Here is a 23,052-nt window from a genome sequence, read left to right as displayed (position 1 = left end):
GAAAACGAAGAGGATTCGCCCACCCATGACGGACTCGCCAACCCCTGGGCGACACCGGAGCAGAAGAGCAGCGCGCAAACGCAGCCGAGGCCTGATCGGCCCGGTCGTGAGCGCCCTGTCGGTGTTGCTGGCCATCGGACCCGTGGTCTACCTGATGTCGCACCGCGACGGCTCGGACGTCGCCGACGGGCAGACCAAGGTCCTCAACGTCTCCGAGGACGACTCCGGCCCCGCGGCCGTCGACGACACCTCCGCACCTCCCGGCAAGCCGCTCGTGACCGTCACCAAGACGCTGCCGAACGGCGTCACCACCACGATCGCCCCGACCGGTACGCCGGCGCTGGGATCGGCCGAGTCGACCACCACGTCGACGGCCACCGACGCGCCGACCACCGTGGTCACCTCCGCGCCGGGCGGCGTCGTCACGGTGACGGTGAAGCCGAGCGGTCGGCCGACGGTCGCCGGTGAGACCGTGAAGCCGAAGCCGTCGACCACGAAGTCGACCACCAAGACGCCGCGGCCGCCGACGAACGACCCGACGACGCCGGACGACCCGCCGCCGCCCCCGTCGGGTGGAGGCGGCACCAGCTCGATCGAGCGCGAGGTGCTCGACCTGACCAACGCGGCCCGGCGCAATCAGGGCTGCCGCCCGCTGCAGTTGGACGACAGCCTGGTCGAGGCGGCCGGCCGGCACGCGTCGGACATGGTCCGACGGCACTACATGGACCACACCAACCCCGACGGTCAGGACCCGGGCGACCGGATCTCGGCGGCCGGGTTCCACGGCAACGGCTGGGGCGAGAACATCGCCGCCGGCTACTCCACCGCGCAGCGTGTCTTCAACGGCTGGATGAACAGCGAAGGCCACCGCGCGAACATCCTGAACTGCAAGTTCAACCGGATCGGCATCGGGTACGACGACGGCCAGGTCAAGTCGGAGTGGGGCCCGGGCAGCTGGGTCCAGGACTTCGGGCGCGTCAGCAACTGATCCACGGCCGGCTTGTCGAGCGCGACACGCCCTGGTGATTTTGTCAGGACAATGTTTTGTCGTCGCTCCACCGTCCGGCCGGTGCGGTTTGTCGAACAGCAACAGCCGCCGGCCGCTTGGCCGGTAGCAGCAGCGGGTAGATCCGTCCTTGCACTTCGCTCGGCGTCCCTCACAGGCGCCCGGCGACCTCACCGCGAGACGAATGAGGCACGTCTTGGGGGCGACCGTGAAGGGAACACGCACGTAATGTCAGAGCCCGGAGCCACCGCTCGGCGCCGGCGCAGCAGAAGGGCCGCTCCGCAACCGTCGCGGATCCGCCGTCCGCTGATCGCCATCGCATCCGTGATCCTGGTGATCACCCCGATCTCCTGGATCCTGCTGCACCAGCCGCAGAGCGACCAGGCCGACGCGTCCGTCCCGTACGTCACGCGCGACGACGACACGTACATCACCGCGTCGACGGACCCCGCGGTCGACACCACGGACGCCCCGCCGACCGCCGTACCGTCGACTCCGCCGACGCCGGGGCAGACCCCGACGCCAGGCGAGACGCCGACACCGGGTGAGACGCCGACGCCCGGCGAGACGCCTGGCACCCCGGGCACGACGGACCCGACGGTGACGCCGTCGGACGGCCCGACCGACCCGCCGACCTCGGGTACGACGACCGCGCCGCCACCGAGCACCGAGACGCAGGACCCGCGACCAACCAAGACGCCGACCCGGACGCCGACGGACGACCCGACGACGCCGGAACCGCCGAAGGACGGCGGCGACCAGAGCGGCGCGGAGCGCGAGCTGTTCAGCTTGGTCGACAACGCCCGCCAGGAGCGCGGCTGCGCCCCGCTGCGCAACAACACCGGCCTTGACCATGGCGCCGGCGGAGAGGCTCAGGAGCGCGCTGAGAGCGGCCAGGTCTCCGCGACCGGCAACTCCAAAGCGGCGGCCGGCGGCAAGGACATGAGCGCCAAGTCAGCGTTCGACAAGCTGAAGTCGGAGAGCTCGGGCACGATCTTCAACTGTGGACTGAAGGAGCTCGGAGTCGGTCGCGGTGACTACGAGTACTGCGCCACCCAGGTGATCCTGTGCCTGTCGAAGGCCAATCGTGTCGGGTGGGTCGTCGACTTCGACTAGGTGAGACCATGGGGAAAGGTGCTTGAGCCGACAACGTTCGCGGGGTTAGCTTGAGCCTCCACCGATCCGTGGGAGGCCGGATGTCCGGGGAGCGCGACGATCTCGATCCGGCCCGGCCTGCGCTGTTCGGGATCCCTCCGGACGCGCTGGCCGACGAACGCCCCGACAACCGCCCCGGCGAGGCCAAACGGATGGGCCTGAGCCGCCACACCGAGGAAGGCGCCGTCCTGGCCTTCGCCTCGTCCCTCGACCGCGCCAAACCAGGCCACCGCATGGTCGCCTGGCTCCTCCTGGTGATGTTCAGCGCCCCCGCCCTCTACACCCTCATCGCCCTGCTCTAGGTGTACTGCTCAGGCAGTTCGGTGAACGTCCCCGCCTAACCCATGGCAACTGACGGCCTCCCACCAGTCCCCACTGGCGAACGCATCTCTGCCGTCCCGGCCCGCATGTACGGCCCCGCCGTCCCGCACGCGCGACCCCCCGTACCACCCGCGTCCCGCGGGCTGAACCCGTCCCGCAGCCGCGATCTCGTCGCCCCGCACGACCGACCCCGCCCCGCAGGACTGTCCGCGACGCACGACTGCCTCCAAACCCCACGACTGCCCCGGTACATCGCGCCAGTCGTCCAACAAGGCGTCAGTCGTGCATCAAGGCGTCAGCCACCGGATGGCCGACCGGGGACGCAGCCGCCAGCGTCCGGACAACCGTGGCCTGTAGCGCACCCTTTTTCGGACGCAACAAGCCCAGGCATCCGGCGACGAAGGCGACTTTGAGCACGAACCAGTCACGTGAACAGCGAAATCGTGGCTGGCCGGTGCACAAAGTGTGATGGGGGCGGGGCAGGCTCGGCCGTCGGGTCGCGTCGCGGTCACGTGGGGGTCGCGGTCACGTCGTGGTGGTCGTGATGGGAGTGGGCTTGTTGGAGCTGTCGGGGGTGGGTGGTGGGACTAACCGACCGAATGGTTCGTCCAGAACTGGGTGAGGTTTTTGGTCGTGGCGGCTTGGGCGGCTGACTTGAAGGCTTCGGGGGTGGCTACGCCGTACCAGTGGGCTGCTGTGTAGGACTTGAGCAGCTTGGCCATCGGCTCGGTGCCGAGGGTGCGTTCGAGGTCGGCGAGCATGCAGCCGCCGTAGAAGTAGACGTACGACGACCAGTCGGGTGTCCGTTGCCAGTAGCCCATGTCGTTGGTGATCAGGTGGTCCAGGCGGCCGGGCCAGCAGTTGGGCTGGGTGTCGCCGGTGTGGACGTACGACGCGTAGACGGCGAAGGACTCGTCGAGCCACGGGTCGGCGTACTCGTTGTTGCCGACGATGCCGTAGAACCACTGGTGGGCGAGTTCGTGCACGACCGGGCCCTCCTCGTTCGGCGGCGCGACCAGGAGGACGAGACCGGGGTACTCCATGCCGGAGAAGGACTCCCAGCGGTCGTTCAGCACCAGGTCGACCTCGCCGTACGGGTACTTGCCGAAGCGGCGGCCGAAGTCGTCGATCGCGGCGGCGGCCCGGGTCTGGGCGTCCTTGACCGCGCCGGCCGTGACGACGCCGGTCCACGACGTGCGGATCGTGATGCCGCCCGGCGACTTGGTCGTCGCCTGCTGGAACGGCCCCGCGGCCCAGGCGAAGTCCCTGACCTGCTTGGCCTTCGAGATCGTCGTCGTACGACGTGAGCTGCTGACCGTGCCGGTCGCCGGGACCACCAGGCCGGCCGGGTGGTCGAGGCGGACGGTGAAGTCGGCGGCGAGCGTGTAGTAGCTCTCGCCGATGCCGACGTCGGGCTCCAGGTGCCAACCGGCCTGGTCGCGCACGGCCAGCACGGGAAGGGCGTTGCCGAAGAAGCTGTACGCGCCCGAGCGGCCGAACCGCTCGGTCCGCGCCGGCGCCGTCATCGTGACGTCGAAGGCGACCGAGCCGCGTTGCCCCGGCCGCAGCGGCTTCTTCAGGTCGACCTTGACCACTGTGCAGTTCACCGTCGGCGCGGCCGCGGTCCCGCCCTCGAAGCGGCTGACCTTCACCGGCGACTTGCAGCCGTCCCACGCGTTGCCCCACAGCCGCAGGTACACCTCGCCCAGCGGCGTGTCGCCGGTGTTGGTGAAGGTGATCTGCTCCCGCCCGGTCCAGGTCGTGCCGCCGGCGTCAGCGGCCAGCCGGACGTCGTACGCCGCCTGGCCCGGGGTCCGCCCGGCGGTCAGCACCTGGTTGTTGCTCTCGGCAACCGCAGTGGGAGCCGTCAAAGCGGCAAGCAGAAGCGCCAGCACTACAATCCGTCGCACGGTGACTCCCCAGGGTCAGCAGGTGCGACGAGACTACCGACTCAGCGGCGCCGGGTCGGGACCTTCAGGCAGCCATTCCCCCACGGCGAAGGTGTCGCCCACCGAGACCACGCCCGGCGTCAGCACCGCGGCCTTCATCCCGAAGCTGACACCACCGCCGTACGCCGGTTCGCGCCGGTACCTGGCCAGCGTCCGCGTCGGCTCCGGACCGGTCTTGCGACCGGTCACCTGGTCCACGGTCGGCACGGCGCAGCGGATCGCCCGCGCGGCGTACCCGAGCTCCAGCGAACCCGCGGCGGCCCGCAGCACACGATCCTCGGCGTGCGGCTCGGTCCAGCCCGCGACGACGAGGTTCGGCCGGAAGCGGTTCATCGGGATCGGTTCGCCGCCGGACTCCACGATCCGCGCGTTCAGCTCGTCGAGCGAGGCCAGCGAGGTGATCAGCAGCGCGTGCGCGTCACCGAACCCGGTCTGCCCGGGGTTGACGCCCCAGCCCGGGCGCTCGTGCTCCGGCGTGACGCGGACCAGCGTCGCCGCCTTCCCGAGCCGCTCGGTGAACCACGCGTCGGCCGCCGGGTCCTGCGCCACGCCCGCGCCGAACCACTTGGCGAACAGGCTCACGTCGCGCCGCTTCCCGTCGTACGCGATCTCGATCTCGAGCTGGTCCCGCCCGTCCGAGAGTCGCAGGCCGTCGTCGAGCACCTCGACCCGCAGCGGCGCCATCGCGGGCAGGCTGCGCTGGCTGTAGAACGCGCCGTCGGGGCCGACGAGCATGAAGCTGCGGTCGTGCTTCAGCCCGGTGGGACCGATCTCGGCGCGGTCGACGGACACGCCGGCCAGCCCCTTCACCGGGTAGTAGGTCAGCGCGGAAACTCGAACGTCGGCCACCGGCCCACAGTAGACGCCACCGAGGCCGCGCACGGGCGAAGCTGACGCCGAATTGTTCAGTTAGCCGAAGGTTCCCGACGGTGCCGCCGGGGACACGAAGGTCTCGCCGTCGGTCAGCGGCTCGGCCTTGCCGGCCAGCTCGCCCAGCGGCATCACCTCGTACGGCGGTTGCGAGCGCCGCCCGGCGGCGGTCAGGTCGGGCACCGGCTGCCGGGAGGCGACCAGGACGACGTTGCCGAACGACTTTCCGCGCAGGACCTTCCGCTCGGCCAGGACGACGCCTTCGCCGAAGGTCTCGCGCGCGGTCGCGGCCACTCGGCGGACGAAGCCCAGGCCGGACGAGCCGTCGATCAGGTTCTGCACCAGTACGCCGCCCGGCCGCAGCACCCGCGCGCACTCGGCGGCGAACTCGCGGGTCACCAGGTTCTCCGGGACGGCCTCGCGCACGAACGCGTCGACGACCAGGAGGTCGACCGAGTCCTCGTACACGCCGGTGATCCCGGCCCGGCCGGTCTCCGGACGCACCTTGATCCCGGACCGCTTCGGCAACGGCAGCGCCTCGCGCACGAACTCGGTCAGGTCCTCGTCCGGTTCGAGCACGATCTGCCGCGAGCGCGGGCGCGTGACGGCGACGTACCGGGGCAGCGAAAGCCCGGCGCCGCCGACGTGCAGCACCGAGATCGGCTGCTTGCGCGCCGCGACCGCGTCCACCACGTCGCCGATCCGCCGCATGTACTCGAAGCTGAGCTGCGCCGGGTCGGCCAGGTCGACCTGAGACTGCAGAGAGCCGTCCACCCGCACGACGTACGTCCCGTCGGCCGCGGCTTCGACGGTCGCCGTACCGGACCCGACCTTGCGCTCCATCCGGCCATCCTCCCAGCTGGTGGCCGGGGGCGGTGGAGTGGTACGGCTGGGGTGGCAGGAATCACCGGCCCCACCGTCGCCACGGCGCGTGCGGGTTGCTAGCGTCCGAAGTACAGCCAGTCGAGTTCCCAAGGAGCGTGTCGTGAGCACTACCCCCGTGAAGGTGGCCGTCACCGGCGCCGCCGGTCAGATCGGTTACAGCCTGCTGTTCCGGATCGCGAGCGGCGCACTGCTGGGCCCGGACACCCCGGTCGAGCTGCGGCTGCTGGAGATCACCCCGGCGCTGAAGGCGCTGGAGGGGGTCGTGATGGAGCTCGACGACAGCGCGTTCCCGACGCTGGCCGGCGTCGAGATCGGCGACGACCCGAACGTCATCTTCGACGGCGCGAACGTCGCCCTGCTGGTCGGCGCCCGGCCGCGGACCAAGGGCATGGAGCGCGGTGACCTGCTCGAGGCCAACGGCGCGATCTTCACCGGCCAGGGCAAGGCGCTGAACGCCCACGCCGCCGACGACATCCGGATCACGGTCACCGGCAACCCGGCCAACACCAACGCGCTGATCGCCAAGAGCAACGCGCCGGACATCCCGGCCGAGCGCTTCTCCGCGCTGACCCGGCTGGACCACAACCGCGCGCTGGCGCAGCTGTCGAAGAAGACCGGCCTGCCGGTGACCGAGATCAAGAAGCTGACGATCTGGGGCAACCACTCGGCGACGCAGTACCCGGACATCTTCCACGCCGAGGTCGGCGGCAAGAACGCGGCCGAGCTGATCAACGACCAGGCCTGGCTGGAGAACGACTTCATCCCGACCACGCAGAAGCGCGGCGCCGCGATCATCGAGGCGCGCGGTTCGTCCAGCGCCGCCTCGGCCGCGGCCGCGACGATCGACCACACCCGGGACTGGCTGCGCGGTTCGGCCGACGGCGACTGGCTGTCGATGGCGGTCGTGTCCGACGGTTCGTACGGCGTACCGGAGGGTCTGATCTCGTCGTTCCCGGTGACCGTCAAGGACGGCAACTGGGAGATCGTCCAGGGCCTGGAGATCAACGACTTCTCGCGCGGCAAGATCGACGCCACCACCAAGGAGCTCGGCGAGGAGCGCGACGCGGTCAAGGGCCTCGGCCTGATCGCCTGACCCACCAGCACGTACGAAGGCCCCCAGGGACGTCCCTGGGGGCCTTCGCCTTGTCCAGCGCAACCGGTACGCGTTCAGCACGGTCTGCGTCGCGGTGTTGCCGTCCTGGTCGACGACCACGAACCTCAGCGAGACCAGCTGACCGTCCGGCGTACGAAGACCGCCTTGTACTTGCCCTTCCCGGCCGGCTACGACGTGTGAGGAGAGCGAAATGATGGCGCGGGTTCCGGAGCCTGCCCGTTCGGTCAGCCGTTCGGGACGATCAGGCCCAGCAGCAGGATCGCGGCGCCGACACCGAGCAGCAGCGCGGTGTCGAACATCCGACCCCGCACGTGCAGCAGACCGGCCTGCTCGTCACTCAGTACGACGCGCAGCAGTCCGGCCAGCAGGACGCTGCCGGAGAAGATGAGGATCCCGTTGCGCCAGTTGTAGAACGTCAGCACGATCAGCCCTGCCAGCCCCGCCAGCGTGCAGACAGCCAACGGCCACTCGCTCCGCCGCTCGGTCGCCGCCGCCATCAGCCGGCCGCCCGTCTGATGGTGGAGGCGGTCATGCGGCGGCTGCTTCGGCGGCTTCGACGACGTTGGTGAGCAGCATCGCGCGGGTCATCGGGCCGATGCCGCCGGGCATCGGCGCGATCCAGGCCGCGGCCTCGCGGGCCGCCGGGTCGATGTCGCCGACGATCTTGCCCTCGGCGCTGCGGCTGGTGCCGACGTCGAGCAGGACCGCGCCCGGCTTCACCATGTCGGCCGTGATCAGCCCGGCCGAACCGGCGGCGGCGATCACGATGTCGCCGGTGCGGACCACCGAGGCCAGGTCCTTGGTGCCCGTGTGGCACTGGGTGACGGTCGCGTTCTCGGACTTGCGGGTGAGCAGCAGCCCCATCGGCCGCCCGGCGGTGACGCCGCGGCCGACCACGACCACGTGCGCGCCGGCGATCGGTACGTCGTACCGGCGCAGGATCTCGACGCAGCCCTTCGGCGTACAGGGCAGCGGCCCGTCCTGCCCGAGCACCAGCTTGCCGAGACTCACCGGGTGCAGCCCGTCAGCGTCCTTGAGCGGGTCGATCAGCCCGAGAATCACGTTGGTGTCCACGTGCTTCGGCAACGGCAACTGCACGATGAACCCGGTACAGGCCGGGTTCTCGTTCAGCTCCCGAACCTTCGCCGCGATCTCGTCCTGCGTCGTGTCGGCCGGCAGCACGACCTCGATCGAGGAGATCCCCACCGCCGCACAGTCCCGATGCTTCCCGGCGACGTACGCCCGGCTCCCCGGATCGTCCCCGACCAGAATCGTCCCCAGCCCAGGAACGATCCCCTGCTCGGCCAACTTGGCCACCCGGACCTTCAACTCGTCCTTGATCGCCGCCGCCGTCGCCTTACCGTCCAAAACCTGAGCCGTCACAACACAGGAGTCTGCCACGCCTCCACCCACCCCCGAGCGCCACCCAGCACCACGTCGACAGCAACTACTTGAAAGACAGGGAGGGAGGCCGCCCCCGAGTCCTGCCTCCGGCGGACAACCCCGCGCGGAGTGCCGCCCACGCCCGCCCGCCCACACCCCGCGCTACCAGCCACGACGTCAGTCTTGCGAGGCACCGCAGATCCACACCCACCACCTCCGCCCCACACCTCCCACCCACCAGCACCACCTCCGCCCCACACCTCCCACCCACCAGCACCACCTCCGCCCCACACCTCCCACCCCCATCCACCACCTCCGAACCACAACTGCCACAGCAAATACCGACCCCCGACCCCCGCACGGCTCCTCTCACGCCCACCGCCCGAGAGGCTCGCGACCCCTCACCCAGCACACATCTGCGAGCTTGCCTCGCCCCTAGCCCCGCGCCCTCCCGCACCCAACCAACACCCCCACCCCGCGCACTTCCGCGAGCTTGCCTCGCCCCCAGCCCCCCACCCCCGCACCCAACCAACAACCCCAACCACCCCCACCTCCGCCCCACATCGCAGTACGCCCCCGAGTGAGCTGCCCCACAACACCTGACCGATCGGTTGAAAACTGTCCGATCGGTCAGGCAAGCTGGTTGACATGGCAGAGAGCACCCCCGCCCGCGAGCGCACCCGGCGGGAGATCGAGCAGCAGGCCGTCGCGCTGTTCGCGAGCAAGGGGTACAGCGCGACCTCGTTGCAGGACATCGCGACGGCGGCCGGCTGTTCCAAGGCGACCGTGCTCTACCACTTCAACGGCAAGGCCGCCGTCCTGGCGGCCGCGCTGGAGCCGTCCAAGCAGGCGCTCAAGGAGGTCATCGGCGAGGCCGAGCAGCTGCCCGCGGACGAGGCGCAGGAGCTGGCGATCGTGCGGTTCAGCGAGCTGGCGGTCGGCGCCCGCGGGCTGATCGCCGTACTGTCCGACATCCTGCCGATGATGGACGGCATGCCCGAGTTCGCCGAGCTGATCGGCGAGGGCATCCGGCTCACCGAGATCATGGCCGGCCAGAGCGCCGACCAACTGGAGCTCGACGTCGCCAAGTTCGCCATCAACGGTCTGCTCGGCGAGTGCCGGCACCCGGGCGAGCGCAGCGACACCGAACTGCTCGAGCTCTGCAACACGGCGCTCCGGCGCCTGCTGAGACCACCTGGCCGCCCCGCCTGAATCCCCTGCCCGCCCGGAACCACCCGAAACGGACGTACTGACTGATGGCGAATCTCCTGTACCGGCTCGGCCGGTTCTCCTACCAACGCCGGCGGCTCGTCGCCGCGATCTGGACCTTCGTACTGGTCCTGCTCGGCGTCGGCGCGCTGACCCTGGGCGGCCAGACCGCGAACACGTTCTCGATCCCGGGCACCGAGTCGCAGCGCGCGCTCGACGCCCTGGCCAAGGACATGCCGGCTGCCAGCGGCGCGACGGCCAGCGTCGTGGTGAAGGCACCGGCCGGCAAGACGCTGATGGACCCGGCGGTGAAGGCCGCGGTCGGCGTCACGGTCGCGAAGGTGGCGAAGGTCCCCGAGGTGGCCGGCGCCGTCGACCCGTACACGGCGAAGGCGATCAGCCAGGACGGTTCGACCGGACTGATCCAGGTCTCGTTCACCAAGTCCGCGGACCAGCTCTCCAAGGAGAGCACCACGGCGTACGACGAGTTGGACTCGCTCAGCTCCGGTGACCTGCAGGTCGTCCCGGGTGGCGCCGTGGTCGGTGGGCCGCCGGAGATCGGCAGCACCGAGGTGATCGGGGTCGCGATCGCGGCCATCATCCTGATCGTCACGTTCGGGTCGCTGGTCGCGGCGGGCATGACGTTGCTGACGGCACTCATCGGCGTACTGGCCGGGATGGCGGGCCTGTTCCTGGTCACCGCGTTCACCGAGGTCTCCTCGACCGCGCCGATCCTGGCGCTGATGCTCGGCCTTGCGGTCGGCATCGACTACGCGTTGTTCATCAGCTCCCGGCACCGCTCGCAGCTGGCCGAGGGGATGGACCCGGAGGAGTCGGTCGCGCGGGCGACGGCGACCGCTGGTTCCGCCGTGCTGTTCGCCGGTGCGACCGTCGTGATCGCGCTGGCCGGGCTGAGCCTGGTCGGGGTTCCGTTCCTGACCGCGATGGGTCTGGCCGCGGCCGCGACCGTGCTGACCGCCGTACTGGTGGCCCTGACGCTGCTTCCGGCGATGCTCGGCTTCGTCGGCAACCGCGTGCTGCCCCGCAAGCTGCGCCACCACGGCGCCCACGCCGCCGAGCCGGCTCCCACCAAGGAGGGCTTCGGCTTCCGCTGGGCCCGTCTGGTGACCCGCTTCCGGGTCCCGATCGTTGCCCTGGGCATCCTCGGGCTCGGCGCGCTGGCGCTGCCGGTGCGGGACATGCAGCTGGCGATGCCGGACGGCGCGACCGCGACGGAGAACTCGAACCAGCGGATCGCGTACGACCTGTCCGCGGCCGCCTTCGGCCCGGGGTCGAACGGCCCGCTCGTGGTCGTCGTGAAGACCCCGAACGCCCAGCAGTCCGAGGCGCTGGTCGGTCAGGTGCTCGGACTGACCAAGAACTTCAAGGACATCGTCGCGGCCCAGCCCGGCCCGGCCAGCGAGAACGGCGCGACCCGGCTGGTCAGCGTGATCCCGGCCAGCGGTCCGGCGAGCGAGCAGACCAGCGACCTGGTCGGTGACCTGCGCGACTCGTTGAAGCCGCTGTCGGTCAACGGCGCGGACATCTCGATCACCGGCAACACGGCGATCGGGGTCGACGTCTCGCAGAAGCTGACCGACGCGCTCCCGACGTACCTGCTGGTCGTGATCGGGTTGTCGTTCCTGCTGCTCCTGCTGGCGTTCCGGTCGATCCTGGTCCCGCTGAAGGCGACGCTGGGCTTCCTGCTGACGATCGGCGCGACGTTCGGCATCACCGTCGGGGTCTTCCAGCTCGGCTGGGGCGCGGCGCTGTTCGGGGTGGATTCCCCCGGGCCGCTGGTCAGCTTCCTGCCGATCATCATGATGGGCATCCTGTTCGGCCTGGCGATGGACTACGAGGTGTTCATCGTGTCCCGGGTCCGGGAGGAGTTCGTGCACGGCAAGCACGCCACCGAGGCGACCATCGCCGGTGTCGGGCACGGCGCCCGCGTGGTGACCGCGGCCGCGCTGATCATGGCGGCGGTGTTCGCGGGCTTCATCCTGGTGCACGACCCGATCATCAAGACGATCGGCTTCGGGCTGACCGTCGGCGTGCTGATCGACGCGTTCGTGGTCCGGATGACCGTCGTACCGGCGGTGCTCTCGCTGCTCGGCGACCGCGCCTGGTGGTTCCCGAAGTGGCTGGACAAGATCACCCCCAAGGTCGACATCGAGGGCGAGTCCCTGCGCGTCGACGAGCCGGCCAAGCCGGCCGAGAAGGACCTCGTCGAGGCCTGAGGTTGCTGCCGCGAGGGGCCGGGCGATTGCCCGGCCCTTCGTCGTACCGGAATGTGTGCGCTCTTGCTGTGGTTGGGCCAGTTAGTTTATTCTTGAACTACCTGTTCAGCGAGGAGACCTCATGCCTGCCGTGACCGTCAGCGACATCACCGTGCTGCCCCGCGTCCACCAGCCCGACCCAGCCGGGTCCCGCGAGCGTGCGGTCCGGTCGGTGACGTCGGCCCCGACCGGGTACGAGGGCGAGGGCTTCCCCGTACGGCGGGCCTTCGCGGGTGTGGACCTGCGGGACCTCGACCCCTTCATCCACATGGACCAGATGGGCGAGGTCGAGTACGCGCCCGGCGAGCCGAAGGGCACGCCGTGGCACCCGCACCGCGGCTTCGAGACCGTCACCTACATGCTCGACGGGATCATGGAGCACCAGGACTCGCAGGGCAACGGTGGTGTGATCACCAACGGTGACACGCAGTGGATGACCGCCGGGTCCGGACTGCTGCACATCGAGACGCCGCCGGAGCACCTGGTGCTGAGCGGCGGGCTGTTCCACGGGATCCAGCTGTGGGTGAACCTGCCCGCCGCGCAGAAGTGGGCGGCGCCGCGCTACCAGGACATTCGCGGTGGCGACTCGGCGCTGCTGTCGACGCCGGACGGTGGCGCGCTGATCCGCGTCATCGCGGGTTCGGTCGACGGGCACGACGGGCCCGGGTCGACGCACACGCCGATCACGCTGGTGCACGCCTCTGTGAGCCCTGGTGCGGAGATGGTGCTGCCGTGGCAGGCCGACTACAACGCGCTGGTCTACGTGCTGGCCGGACAGGGCACGGTGGGTGCCGAGCGGCGTCCGTTCCGGAAGGGACAGCTCGCGCTGTTCGGACCTGGCGACAGGATCCGTACGGCGGCCTCGACCTCGCAGCCGGCGGCGGAGCCGAACCTCGACGTCCTGGTGCTGGGCGGTCGCCCGATCCGCGAACCGGTCGCGATGGCCGGGCCGTTCGTGATGAACACGCGCGACGAGGTCGTCCAGGCGTTCGAAGACTTCCAGGCCGGGAAGCTCGGGACCATCCCGGCCGTGCACAGTGCGCCGACGGAACTGCGTGAGTCGAACTAGCCCTCGGGGTAGAAGATGAAGATCGCGCACCCCTCGGTGGACTGAGGGATGTGCTGACTGCCGGCCGGGCAGTGGATGAAGCTGCCGGCCGGGTAGTCGCGGAGGCCGTCGTTGAAGACGCCGTCGACGACGTACACCTCCTCGGGGCCCGGCTCGTGCACGTCGATGCCCTGCCACGTCGAGCCGGGGTCCATCTCAAGGACGTGGGCTGACGCTCCGGCGGGGCTCTTCCAGAGCGATCGCAGGCGGATGCCGGGGAAGAGCTCGCGAGTCGGGGCGTCGGCCGTCGTGGTCCATTCGAAGTCCATGGGCTTCAGCCTGCCGGTGACGATGGCCGATCGACAGTGTCAGGAAAGTCTCTATCGGGTACTTTTCTGCCATGGCGAGTCATCGGGTGGTCGCGCTGGTGAAGGCACCACAGAGCACCTTCGAGCTGGGGTGTGCGGCGGGAGTTTTCCGGGGGGACGACTACAGCTTCAGCGTGTGTACGGAGAAACCCGGCGCGGTGCCGACGCTGAACGGTTTCGAGATGCTCGTGCCGTTGGGCCTGCGGGCGCTCGATCGTGCCGACACGGTGATCGTGCCCGGGTGGTTGCCGATCGACGAGGCGCCGTCGCCGGCTGTTCTTCGTGCGCTCCAGCGAGCCCATCGGCGTGGGGCCCGCCTGGTGAGCATCTGCTCCGGCGCGTTCGCTCTGGCCGCGACGGGTCTGTTGGACGGGCGAACCGCCACGACACATTGGGCGTACGGCGAGGAGCTGCAGCGCCGCTTTCCCGCCGTACGGGTTGATCCTGATGTGCTCTACATCGACCACGGCGACGTCGCCACGAGCGCCGGCTCGGGCACCGGACTCGACCTGTGCCTGCACCTGGTCCGCACCGACCACGGTGCCGCGTACGCCGCCCGTGTCGCGCGCCGGATGGTGATGCCGCCTCAGCGCGAGGGCGGCCAGGTCCAGTACCGCGTCGAAACGCCCAACCCCGCCGTCGATTCCCTCGCGCCTTTGCTCGACTGGGCCTCCGACCGGTTGTCCGAGCCGCTGACCGTCGAAGACCTCGCCGTTCAGTCCTCGATATCCCCGCGGACCCTCACCCGCCGCTTCACCGAACAACTCGGCACCACCCCCGGCCAGTGGCTGCTCGCCCAACGCATCGCCCGAACGCGCCAACTCCTCGAAACGACCGACCTCCCCGTCGAAACCATCGCCCACCAGGTCGGCCTCTCCACCGCGGTCAACCTCCGCCGCCGCTTCCAGTCCGCCCTGCACACCACCCCGAGCGCCTACCGCCGCACGTTCAAGGGCTCTGGTCGAGCTTGATGTAGAAGGGGATTCGGTCGTCCTCCGGGTCCGCCCCGTAGTCCAGCGCGAACGAACGCGCCGCCGGCGGGCCGCCGTACTGGGGGTTGAGGTCGCCGGACAGGCTCATCGTCATCAGCGCGACGTCGACGTACGGGTCCCCGAGGCCGAGCCGGCTCAGATCCAGTACGCCGGTGAACCGCAGCGTCTCCGGGTCGACCAAGATGTTCGGCAGACAGTAGTCGCCGTGCGTGACCACGGTCCCCGCGCCGGGGAACGGCGAGACGAACGGGCAGCCGGTCAGCGCGTGCAGCTCCCGAAGGCAGTCGGCAACAGCTCGCAGTACGGCGGGCCGCTCGGCGGCCGGCCACGGCTGCGACGCGTCCCGTCCGGGCAACGCGGAGGTCAGCATCCAGTCGTTGCCTCGATCAAGCAGTTGCGGACTGCCGAAGCCGGTCGCACCCAGCCAGGCGACCCGATCGGCCTCGTCGGAGACGTCCGCACCGGCCTTGTAGTACAGGGTTTCCCCCGCACGCTCCAGCCGTACGACGGTCGCACCGGAGCATCCGACGTGCACCGGTTCGGCGCGCTGCGCGCCGAACCGGTCGGTCAGGGTGTCGAGGTCCACCCCGACACCCTAGGCCTTCGTCAGCGAGATCTCACCGGAGATTCCGGTGCAGGGCGGTGATCAGTTCGCCGTTCGACGTGTCGCCGTCCAGCGACCAGATCATCGCGCCGCCGAGGTCGCGCTGGTTGATGTAGCGCGCTTTGCGCTTCATCTCGACCGGGTCGTCCCAGGTCCAGAACGTCGTACCGTCGAACAGCCAGGCGAAGCCGGCCTTCTCGTCGCGGTGGACGGTGAAGTTGCCCAGCTGCGCCTTGAGCAGCTTGTAGTCCTCGTACCCTGCCTCGTACGTCGCCGGAGCGGCGGCCGTGGCGGCCTGGAAGAGCCCGTTGTTCTGGTTCGTCACGCCGGTCCAGCCGCGGCTGTAGAACGGGACGCCCATCACCAGCTTGCCGCGCGGCGCACCGCGGGTCAGGTACGCGTCGATCGTCACCTGCGAGCTGAACTCGGCCGGCGCGGGATCACCCTTCGGACCGTCGATCGCGGACTGCTGGTTGGTCTGCAGGTCCCAGGCGCCGTGGTAGTCGTAGCCCTGCGTCGTACCGAAGGTGAGGTCCTTGAAGATCTTCTTGACCTCGAACCCATTGTCCACCTGGGCCGGTGCGGCCGGCAGGAACGCCGACAGCGTGTAGCGGCCCTTGAACGGCCACGACGACCGGTCGAGCTGCTTCCGGTACTCGTGCACCAGTGCGGTGAAGTTCTGCTTGTCCTCCGGGCGGATCACGTTGCCCGGCGCACCTTCGCTGCCCGGCCACTCCCAGTCGAGGTCGATGCCGTCGAAGACGCCCTTCGCCGCACCGGCCGGGGCACCGGGCAGGTTGCCCTTGATCCACAGGTCGAGGCAGGACTTCACGCTCGCCGCCCGACTGGCCGGCGTGAGCGCAGCGTCGGAGAAGTACTTCGACCCGGTCCAGCCGCCGAGCGAGATGCTGATCCGCAGCTTCGGGTACTTCTTCTTCAGCTGCTTGAGCTGGTTCAGGTTCCCCGACAGCGGCTGACCGGCGACGTCGGCCTTCCCGCTGACGCTCTGCTCCGCGGTGAACGGCCGCTGGTAGTCGGCCCATGCGTCGCTGCTGACGCACTTGCCCTGCTCGTCCAGGAACCCGAACGCGTAGTTCAGGTGCGTCAGCTTGGCCGCCGTACCGCTCTTCACCAGGTCGCTGACCAGGAAGTTGCGGTCGTAGCCGCTCCACTGCGTGTAGTACCCGACCACGCGCTTGCCGCTGCCGTGCGCCTCGGCCGGCACCGCGGTCAGCCCCACCGGCGCCACCACGGCCAGAGCCGTGAGCACCACCAAACTCCGACGTTTCACGAACATGGATCTCCCCACCAGGCGGTCACATTGGGACAGGTGCGGCTCACCCTAGGTGCCACCGGGGAGTTCGGCAATGTCTCTACCGAAGTCACTTTGGCACCATCACGCCACGCTCGGCAGCGCTTCCTTACCCCACACTCTTGGGTTAGTCGCTCGACCTCCGGACGACGAGCTCGAACCGGCTCGTCAGGTGCTCGGCCGGCCGCTCGGGATCAGCCAGCCGCCGGACCAGCAGCTCGACCCCGCGCCGCGCGATCTCGTCGACCGACGGCGCGACGCTGGTCAACGGCGGACTGCTGTACCGGGCCTCCTCGACGTCGTCGAAACCGACCACCGCCAGCTCTCCCGGTACGTCGATCCCGCGCTCCGCGCAGCCCGCCAGGACGCCGAGCGCCAGCGAGTCGTTGAGCGCGAAGACGGCATCCGGGGCCCCGCGCAGGAGGTCTTTCGCCGCTGCCCGTCCCGCCTCCCGCGTCCACGGAACCGCCAGCTCGTCCCTGGGCTCCAGTGCCGCCTCGGCCAGCGCCGCCAGGAATCCCTTTCGCCGCAGCCGGCCGGACTTGTTCGCCTTCGCGTCACCCAGCAGCGCGATCCGACGCTTGCCTGAGGCAACCAAATGCTCCGTCGCCGCCCGCGCCCCCGCGACGTTCGGGATCGCCACCTGGTCGAACGGCCCGTCCAGGTGCCGGTCGCCGATCAGCACCAGCGGGTACGCCGTACCAGCAAGCCGCGCGTCCGCCTTGGTCAGCTCGATCGCACTCAGCAACGCGCCGTCGGTCAGGCTGCTCCGCCCACCGCCGAGCACCAGCCGCTCGCGCTCCCGCCGTCCGCCCGTCACCTCGACCATCACGGTCAGCTCGTGCCGCTCGGCCTCACGCACGACCGCGTCGGCCAGGTCCGCGAAGTACCGTTCCCGCAGACTCGGTACGCCGAGCGCGATCAGCCCGGTCCGCCCCAGCCGCAGCCCGCGCGCCGCCGCGCTCCGCTGGTACCCGAGCTCGTCGATCGCCGCCTGGACCTTCGCCCGCACCTCGGCCGACACGTGCACGTAGCCGTTGACCACGTTCGACACGGTCCGCGGCGACACCCCGGCGTACCGGGCTACGTCGCTCTGCCGCACCACCACCCGCGCTCCTCACACCCGCGTACGCCGACCGCTCCCGGACGCCTCGATGATCGCAGCACAGATCTCCAGCGCCCGCAGCCCCGCCGTCGCCGGCACCGGCGGGCGTTCACCTTGGCGCAGCGCGGCGAGCAGTACGTCGAGATGCCGGTCGAAGGTCTGCTCGAACGACCGGTTCCGATCGTCGAAGTAGCCGGCCTCCCAGACCTCGCGCGTCGGGTCGCCGGCCTGCGAGAACGTGTAGCGCTTCACGGTGTCCTCGATCAGCAGACGGCCGGCGCGGCCGTTGACCTCCAGGTGCTGCGTCCCTGGATAGGCGTACGACGAGTCGTAGCTTCCGACCAGCGATCCGACAGCCCCACTGGCGAATCGCAGCGCCGCGGCGACGGTGCCGCCCTTCATTTCCGCCGACACCGCCTCGATCGGGCCGCCGAGGTGTTCCAGCAGGTCGATGCCGTGGCACTGGGTCTCGACCAGGTTCGCGTACGGGTGGTGCGCGGAGCTGCCCTCGCCGGCGAACCGCCAGGTCAGGAACTCCAGCTCGCCCAGGCGCCCGGCCTGGAGGTCGTCGTACGCGCGCTGAGCCGGTACGGCGTACCGGTGGTTGAAGTTGATCGCGAAGAACGTATCACCGGCCTCGTCGAGCAGCGTCCGTCCTTCGCCGAGGTCGAAGACGAGCGGCTTCTCCACCAGCAAAGGGATTTCGCGCGTCAGCAGGTGCCGGGTCAGGGCGAAGTGCTCGGTGTTCGGCAGGCAGACCGAGACGAGGTCGGGCCCGGTCTCGTCGATCATCCGGTCGACGTCGTCGTACCCGGTCGTGTGCCACTCGGCCGCTCTCGCCTGGGCCTTGCCGAGATCGCGCGACCAGATCCCGACGAGCTCGGCCTCCGGGTGCTGCGCGAACGCTCGCGCGTGCTGCCGTCCCCACCCGCCGGCACCGACGACCGCGACCCGCTCAGGCATCCTGCGTCACCACGATCTTGCCGCTCTCCCCGGACAGGAAGGTCTCGAACGCCAACTGGGTCTCGGACAGGTCGAACTGGTGGGTGATCAGCTTGCTCGCCTGGTCGAGGTTGTCCACCAGCAGGGCATGGTTGCGCTCGAAGTCGCCGTACGGGAAGTACTCGCTGCCGATCACCGCGGCCTCATTGGACACCAGGTCCCGCGAAACATCCAGCTCGAGTCGTTGCCCATGGCCCACGCACACCAGCACCCCACGCCGCCCCAACCGCCGTACGGCGGCCTGCCGCGCCTCGGTCCGACCGCTCGCATCCACCGCGGCATCCACCAACGGCAACTCCTCCACCTTCCGGGGCGCCGCCCCCAACCCCGCCGCGAACTCCACCCGCCACGGCGACACATCACTCACGTACACAGGGAAATCCACCCCGAACCGCAGCTTCGCCATCAGCAGCACCCCGAGCCCCACCGGCCCGACCCCCGCGACGTACAGGTCCTCGATCTCCGGCCGCAGCATCAACGCCCGATCCAGCGCGTGCCCACTCGTCCCCATCACATCCAGCAACGCGGTAGCCGTAGCGAACGGCACCCGGTCATCCACCGGAAAGAACACCCGCTCATCCACCACCTCGTACGGCCCCAGCCCACCCGCCCGGTTGAACCCCATGTCCCCTCGCTTGTCGAGACACACGTTGGTCGCCCCGGCCCGGCAACTGCGGCACTCCCCGCAGAACACCATCAGGTAGACCACCCCACGCGTCCCCACCGCCGTCGACGTCCCCGCCCCGGCCGCGATCACCTCCCCCGCAGCCTCGTGCCCCTGCACCACCGCGGCCCCGCTGTCGAAGGCCCCCCGATCACTCCCACAGATCGCATTGGCCCGGCACCGCACCACCAACTCCCCAACCCCCGGCTCCGGCCGCTCCACCTCCCGGAACCCAACCCGCCCGTCCCCGATGAGCACCGCCGCAGTCTTCGCCATGCCCCTTGCCTTCCACGTTTTGCCACGTGGCAAACCTCGACCTGCCACCACGCGGCGAGCAATCCCGGGCGCCGGGGTATCGTCGGCCGGTGAAGATCCGAGGGGGAACGGCGACCGCTGTGCTGGTCGCGCTGGTGATCGCAGGATGTGCCGCGAAAACGCCAGAGGAACAGGCCGCCTCGGCCACGGACGAGGCGCGGGCAGCGCTGGCCTCGGTCACACCCACCGTCGCTGTTCAGCCCCAGCCGGCTGTGCTGACGAGCAACCCGTTGTACCGGACCGGACGCGTTGCTCCGGCGGGCTGCACGATGCCCGGGTACGCGATCACCTCGCTGTCGACCGCTCGTGACTTCTACACCGATCTGTTGCGGTGCCTGAACAAGGCATGGGCGCCGGTGGTCCGCGCGGCCGGGTCCGCCTTCCAGCCGCCCAAGCTGGTGGTGACCAGGGGCCGGGCGGCCTCGTCGCCGTGCACGTTCCCCGATGGACTGGCCTACTACTGTGACCGGACCATCTACATGGACGCCGACGCCGACCTGTCCGTGAAGGGACTCTTCCCGGGGGTGCAGGATGTCTGGATGGCGTTCAACTTCGGTCACGAGTACGCCCACCATGTGCAGGCGCTGACCGGGATCCTGCAGGCGAAGGAGCAACGTCGCTCGACACTCGGCGACCCGGAGACGGCGCGGGAGGACACCCGCCGTACCGAACTGCAGGCGTCGTGCCTCAGCGGCGTGTACTTCGGCGCGGACGCCGCCTCGATCCCTGTCACCGCGGGCTGGCGTTCGGTCTACCGCTCGATCTTCGCCAACAGCGTGGACCGCGCCGGCGACCACGGCAACAAGGAGAACCAGGAACGCTGGGCGACCGCCGGCCTGAACGCAGCCGACCCGTCCGCCTGCAACACCTTCACCGCCACCCCCGCCGAGGTGTCCTGACCATCACCCAGCGCTGAACCGCAGCTCCGCCAGCTCATTCAGGTCGATCCCGTACCGTGTGTAGACCTTCACGGTGTTCTCGCCCGTCAGCTGCTCCTGTCGATCTCCAGCCGCGCCCCCGCCAGCTCGAAGCTCTCCCGTCGGTTCTCCTGGTACGACTTCGCGCTGAAGCCGACGCGCTGCAGGAGCTCGTGATGCGGTGCCGGACGTCGGCGACGTCGATCCCCTGCACCTTCGCCTCGTACTCGATCGGCCTGCGGTCCTTTCGAGGGGTGAACGCAGAGAAGGCGACCGCAGGAGTGCGATCGCCTTCTCCGGGTGGAGAAACTCAGTGGAAGAAGTGCCGGGTCCCCGTGAAGTACATGGTGACGCCGGCCTTCTGCGCGGCCTCGATGGCGGCTTCGTCGCGGATGGAGCCGCCGGGCTGGACGACCGCGGTGATGCCGGCTTCGAGGAGGACCTCGAGGCCGTCGGGGAACGGGAAGAAGGCGTCGGAGGCGGCGACCGAGCCGGCGGCGCGTTCGCCGGCGCGGGTGACGGCCAGGCGGCAGGAGTCGACGCGGTTGACCTGGCCCATGCCTACGCCGACCGACGCGCCCTGCGAGGCGAGCAGGATGGCGTTGGACTTGACGGCGCGGCAGGCCTTCCAGGCGAAGGCGAGGTCGGCGAGGACCTCCGGCGAGGCTGCTTCACCGGCGGCCAGGGTCCAGGCGTTCGGGTCGTCGCCCTCGGCCTGGAAGCGGTCGGTGTGCTGGAGCAGCAGACCGCCGCTGATGGCGCGCATCTCGACCAGCTCGGCCTCCGAGCGCGGGGGCGCGACGAGCAGGCGGATGTTCTTCTTGGCCTGCAGGACCTCGACCGCGCCGTCCTCGTACGCCGGGGCGACGAGCACCTCGGTGAAGATCTCCGCGACCTGCTTGGCCATCTCGACCGAGACCGGCGCGTTGGTCGCGATCACACCGCCGTACGCCGAGACCGGGTCGCACTCGTGCGCGCGCCGATGTGCCTCGGCGATGTCGGCGCCGACCGCGATGCCGCACGGGTTGGCGTGCTTGATGATCGCCACCGCCGGCTCGGCGAAGTCGTACGCCGTCCGTCGCGCGGCGTCCGCGTCGACGTAGTTGTTGTACGACATCTCCTTGCCGTGCAGCTGCTCGGCGCCGGCCAGGCCGCCGCGGCCGTTCAGGTACAGCGCGGCCGGCTGGTGCGGGTTCTCGCCGTACCGGAGCACGGCCTTCTTGTCCCACGCCGACCCGACCCAGGCCGGGAACACCGAACCCTCGCCGGTGTCGGTGAGCACGCTGCCCATCCAGGACGCGACGGCGACGTCGTACTCGGCGGTGTGCACGAAGGCCGCGGCGGCCAGCTTCTGCCGCTCGGCCAGTGAGAAGCCGCCCTCGTCGAGCACGGTGTAGATCGCGTCGTACTGCGACGGCGAGGTGACCACGGCGACGTTCGCGTGGTTCTTGGCCGCACCGCGGACCATCGACGGGCCGCCGATGTCGATCTGCTCGATGCACTCCTCGGTGGAGGCGCCGGAGGCGACCGTCTCGGTGAACGGGTACAGGTTGCTGACCAGCAGGTCGAACGGCTCGACCCGCATCTCGGCCAGCTGCTCGACGTGGTCGGGCTTGCGGACGTCGGCCAGCAGCCCGGCGTGCACCTTCGGGTGCAGGGTCTTGACCCGCCCGTCCAGGCACTCGGGGAAGCCGGTCAGCTCCTCCACCTTGGTCACCGCCACGCCGGCCGCGGCGATCCGCGCGGCCGTGGAACCGGTGGAGACGATCTGGACGCCGGCCTCGGACAGCGCCTTCGCGAGCTCCTCCAGACCGGTCTTGTCGTAGACGCTGATCAGCGCCCGGCGGATCGGCCTGCGGTCGGTGCTCACTTCAGTCGAACCTTTCGTCCGGTGATGGTCCAGCCCTGGCGAACCAGCCGGCCGACCCAGTCCACCAGTTGGCGGCGCTCGACCTCCTTGATCCGCTCGGTCAGGGTGTCTTCGGTGTCGTCGTCCTCGACGGTCACGACGACCTGGCCGATGATCGGCCCGGTGTCGACGCCGCCGTCGACGAAGAACAGCGTCGCGCCGGCCACCTTCACGCCGTACGCGAGCGCGTCGCGGGGGCCGTGGATGCCGGGGAAGGCCGGCAGCAGCGCGTTGTGGGTGTTGATGTAGCGGTCCCCGAAGGCGGCGAGGAAGTCGTCGCCGACCAGCTTCAGGAACCCGGCCGAGACCACGAGGTCAGGCCGGTACGACGCGACCGACGCGGTCAGCGCGCGGTCCCAGTCGGCCCGCTCGGCGTACTCCTTGACCTTGTGCACGAACGTCGGGACACCGGCCGCCGCAGCCTTGTCGAGCCCGGCGATGCCGTCGCGGTCCGCGCCGACGGCAACCACCTGGGCGCCGTACGCGGGATCCTCGCAGGCGTCGAGCAGGGCCTGCAGGTTCGAGCCGGAGCCGGAGACGAGCACGACCAGCCGCGCGGGTTCAGGCGTGGGCGCCACCGGGTCTGTCACGCGCCAAACCTTATCGCCCGGTCCCGAGCGACCGACGGCCGCCCGCTCGGAGCGGCCG

The 23,052-nt window shown here is 70.0% G+C and carries 22 protein-coding genes; 9 read left to right on the top strand and 13 right to left on the bottom strand.

Annotated elements, in window-relative coordinates:
• Positions 1–25: 25 nt before the first annotated feature.
• From ACLQ2O_RS30985 to ACLQ2O_RS30975, 3 genes are all read left to right on the top strand, one after another.
• Positions 26–988 carry a CAP domain-containing protein gene (locus ACLQ2O_RS30985; protein WP_425838406.1) on the top strand — a complete coding sequence of 321 codons (963 nt, stop codon included), beginning with the start codon at positions 26–28 and terminating at the stop codon, positions 986–988.
• 246 nt (positions 989–1,234) lie between these two features.
• Positions 1,235–2,122 (top strand): hypothetical protein, encoded by an 888-nt coding sequence (locus ACLQ2O_RS30980; protein WP_425838403.1) that lies wholly within the window; start codon positions 1,235–1,237, stop codon positions 2,120–2,122.
• An 80-nt stretch (positions 2,123–2,202) separates the two neighbouring features.
• Positions 2,203–2,463: a hypothetical protein gene (locus ACLQ2O_RS30975; protein WP_344175178.1), complete on the top strand. Its 261-nt coding sequence runs from the start codon at positions 2,203–2,205 to the stop codon at positions 2,461–2,463.
• Between the two features lie 606 nt (positions 2,464–3,069).
• On the opposite strand, the gene ACLQ2O_RS30970 is transcribed toward ACLQ2O_RS30975, so the two are convergent.
• Genes ACLQ2O_RS30970 through ACLQ2O_RS30960 form a run of 3 tightly spaced genes read right to left on the bottom strand, consistent with a single transcriptional unit; the run spans position 3,070 to position 6,144 of the window.
• The gene (locus ACLQ2O_RS30970) at positions 3,070–4,392 is read right to left on the bottom strand and encodes a M1 family metallopeptidase (RefSeq protein ID WP_425838399.1); all 1,323 of its coding nucleotides are present in this window, start codon (positions 4,390–4,392) and stop codon (positions 3,070–3,072) included.
• A 33-nt stretch (positions 4,393–4,425) separates the two neighbouring features.
• Positions 4,426–5,280: an MOSC domain-containing protein gene (locus ACLQ2O_RS30965; RefSeq protein WP_425838397.1), complete on the bottom strand. Its 855-nt coding sequence runs from the start codon at positions 5,278–5,280 to the stop codon at positions 4,426–4,428.
• A gap of 60 nt (positions 5,281–5,340) precedes the next feature.
• Positions 5,341–6,144 carry a spermidine synthase gene (locus tag ACLQ2O_RS30960; RefSeq protein WP_425838394.1) on the bottom strand — a complete coding sequence of 268 codons (804 nt, stop codon included), beginning with the start codon at positions 6,142–6,144 and terminating at the stop codon, positions 5,341–5,343.
• 142 nt (positions 6,145–6,286) lie between these two features.
• Here ACLQ2O_RS30960 and ACLQ2O_RS30955 point away from each other — a divergent pair, with 142 nt between their 5' ends.
• Positions 6,287–7,279, top strand: coding sequence for a malate dehydrogenase (locus ACLQ2O_RS30955; protein WP_425838391.1), 993 nt, complete (start codon positions 6,287–6,289; stop codon positions 7,277–7,279).
• 245 nt (positions 7,280–7,524) lie between these two features.
• On the opposite strand, the gene ACLQ2O_RS30950 is transcribed toward ACLQ2O_RS30955, so the two are convergent.
• The gene (locus ACLQ2O_RS30950) at positions 7,525–7,797 is read right to left on the bottom strand and encodes a DUF3017 domain-containing protein (RefSeq protein ID WP_425838388.1); all 273 of its coding nucleotides are present in this window, start codon (positions 7,795–7,797) and stop codon (positions 7,525–7,527) included.
• A gap of 31 nt (positions 7,798–7,828) precedes the next feature.
• Entirely contained in the window at positions 7,829–8,683 is an 855-nt protein-coding gene (locus ACLQ2O_RS30945; protein WP_425838385.1) for a bifunctional methylenetetrahydrofolate dehydrogenase/methenyltetrahydrofolate cyclohydrolase, read from the bottom strand.
• Positions 8,684–9,331: 648 nt separating this feature from the next.
• Here ACLQ2O_RS30945 and ACLQ2O_RS30940 point away from each other — a divergent pair.
• The 3 genes from ACLQ2O_RS30940 (at position 9,332) to ACLQ2O_RS30930 (ending at position 13,237) form a co-directional block, all read left to right on the top strand.
• Positions 9,332–9,895 carry a TetR/AcrR family transcriptional regulator gene (locus tag ACLQ2O_RS30940; protein WP_425838382.1) on the top strand — a complete coding sequence of 188 codons (564 nt, stop codon included), beginning with the start codon at positions 9,332–9,334 and terminating at the stop codon, positions 9,893–9,895.
• Positions 9,896–9,939: 44 nt separating this feature from the next.
• A complete protein-coding gene (locus ACLQ2O_RS30935; RefSeq protein WP_425838380.1) occupies positions 9,940–12,129 on the top strand; it encodes an MMPL family transporter in 2,190 nt (729 codons plus the stop codon).
• 121 nt (positions 12,130–12,250) lie between these two features.
• Positions 12,251–13,237 carry a pirin family protein gene (locus ACLQ2O_RS30930; protein WP_425838377.1) on the top strand — a complete coding sequence of 329 codons (987 nt, stop codon included), beginning with the start codon at positions 12,251–12,253 and terminating at the stop codon, positions 13,235–13,237.
• On the opposite strand, the gene ACLQ2O_RS30925 is transcribed toward ACLQ2O_RS30930, so the two are convergent.
• A complete protein-coding gene (locus ACLQ2O_RS30925; protein ID WP_425838374.1) occupies positions 13,234–13,545 on the bottom strand; it encodes a cupin domain-containing protein in 312 nt (103 codons plus the stop codon). The two genes, ACLQ2O_RS30930 and ACLQ2O_RS30925, sit on opposite strands and share 4 nt — an antisense overlap.
• 71 nt (positions 13,546–13,616) lie before the next feature.
• Between ACLQ2O_RS30925 and ACLQ2O_RS30920 the strand changes: the two genes are divergently transcribed.
• Complete coding sequence (locus ACLQ2O_RS30920; protein ID WP_425838371.1) at positions 13,617–14,555, top strand: helix-turn-helix domain-containing protein; 939 nt, start codon at positions 13,617–13,619, stop codon at positions 14,553–14,555.
• Here the strand turns inward: ACLQ2O_RS30920 and ACLQ2O_RS30915 are convergent.
• From ACLQ2O_RS30915 to ACLQ2O_RS30895, 5 genes are all read right to left on the bottom strand, one after another.
• Positions 14,533–15,162 carry a phosphotransferase gene (locus ACLQ2O_RS30915; protein WP_425838368.1) on the bottom strand — a complete coding sequence of 210 codons (630 nt, stop codon included), beginning with the start codon at positions 15,160–15,162 and terminating at the stop codon, positions 14,533–14,535. The two genes, ACLQ2O_RS30920 and ACLQ2O_RS30915, sit on opposite strands and share 23 nt — an antisense overlap.
• A 31-nt stretch (positions 15,163–15,193) precedes the next feature.
• Entirely contained in the window at positions 15,194–16,477 is a 1,284-nt protein-coding gene (locus ACLQ2O_RS30910; RefSeq protein ID WP_425838366.1) for a glycoside hydrolase family 18 protein, read from the bottom strand.
• A 142-nt stretch (positions 16,478–16,619) separates the two neighbouring features.
• A complete protein-coding gene (locus ACLQ2O_RS30905) occupies positions 16,620–17,600 on the bottom strand; it encodes a LacI family DNA-binding transcriptional regulator (RefSeq protein WP_425838363.1) in 981 nt (326 codons plus the stop codon).
• A 9-nt stretch (positions 17,601–17,609) separates the two neighbouring features.
• Positions 17,610–18,560 carry a Gfo/Idh/MocA family protein gene (locus tag ACLQ2O_RS30900; protein ID WP_425838360.1) on the bottom strand — a complete coding sequence of 317 codons (951 nt, stop codon included), beginning with the start codon at positions 18,558–18,560 and terminating at the stop codon, positions 17,610–17,612.
• Positions 18,553–19,539, bottom strand: coding sequence for an alcohol dehydrogenase catalytic domain-containing protein (locus ACLQ2O_RS30895; protein ID WP_425838357.1), 987 nt, complete (start codon positions 19,537–19,539; stop codon positions 18,553–18,555). Before ACLQ2O_RS30895 ends, ACLQ2O_RS30900 begins: the two co-directional genes overlap by 8 nt.
• A gap of 89 nt (positions 19,540–19,628) precedes the next feature.
• Here ACLQ2O_RS30895 and ACLQ2O_RS30890 point away from each other — a divergent pair, with 89 nt between their 5' ends.
• Positions 19,629–20,477 (top strand): neutral zinc metallopeptidase, encoded by an 849-nt coding sequence (locus ACLQ2O_RS30890; RefSeq protein ID WP_425838354.1) that lies wholly within the window; start codon positions 19,629–19,631, stop codon positions 20,475–20,477.
• 328 nt (positions 20,478–20,805) lie between these two features.
• On the opposite strand, the gene purH is transcribed toward ACLQ2O_RS30890, so the two are convergent.
• Complete coding sequence (gene purH, locus ACLQ2O_RS30885; protein ID WP_425838351.1) at positions 20,806–22,365, bottom strand: bifunctional phosphoribosylaminoimidazolecarboxamide formyltransferase/IMP cyclohydrolase; 1,560 nt, start codon at positions 22,363–22,365, stop codon at positions 20,806–20,808.
• Positions 22,362–22,994 (bottom strand): phosphoribosylglycinamide formyltransferase, encoded by a 633-nt coding sequence (gene purN / locus ACLQ2O_RS30880; RefSeq protein ID WP_425838349.1) that lies wholly within the window; start codon positions 22,992–22,994, stop codon positions 22,362–22,364. Before purN ends, purH begins: the two co-directional genes overlap by 4 nt.
• Between the last annotated feature and the right edge of the window lie 58 nt (positions 22,995–23,052).

The organism is Kribbella sp. DT2 (assembly GCF_049844575.1).
GTDB lineage: Bacteria > Actinomycetota > Actinomycetes > Propionibacteriales > Kribbellaceae > Kribbella.
The sequence above is the reverse complement of the archived record's forward strand: the minus strand, read 5'-3'. Positions and strand labels throughout refer to the sequence as shown.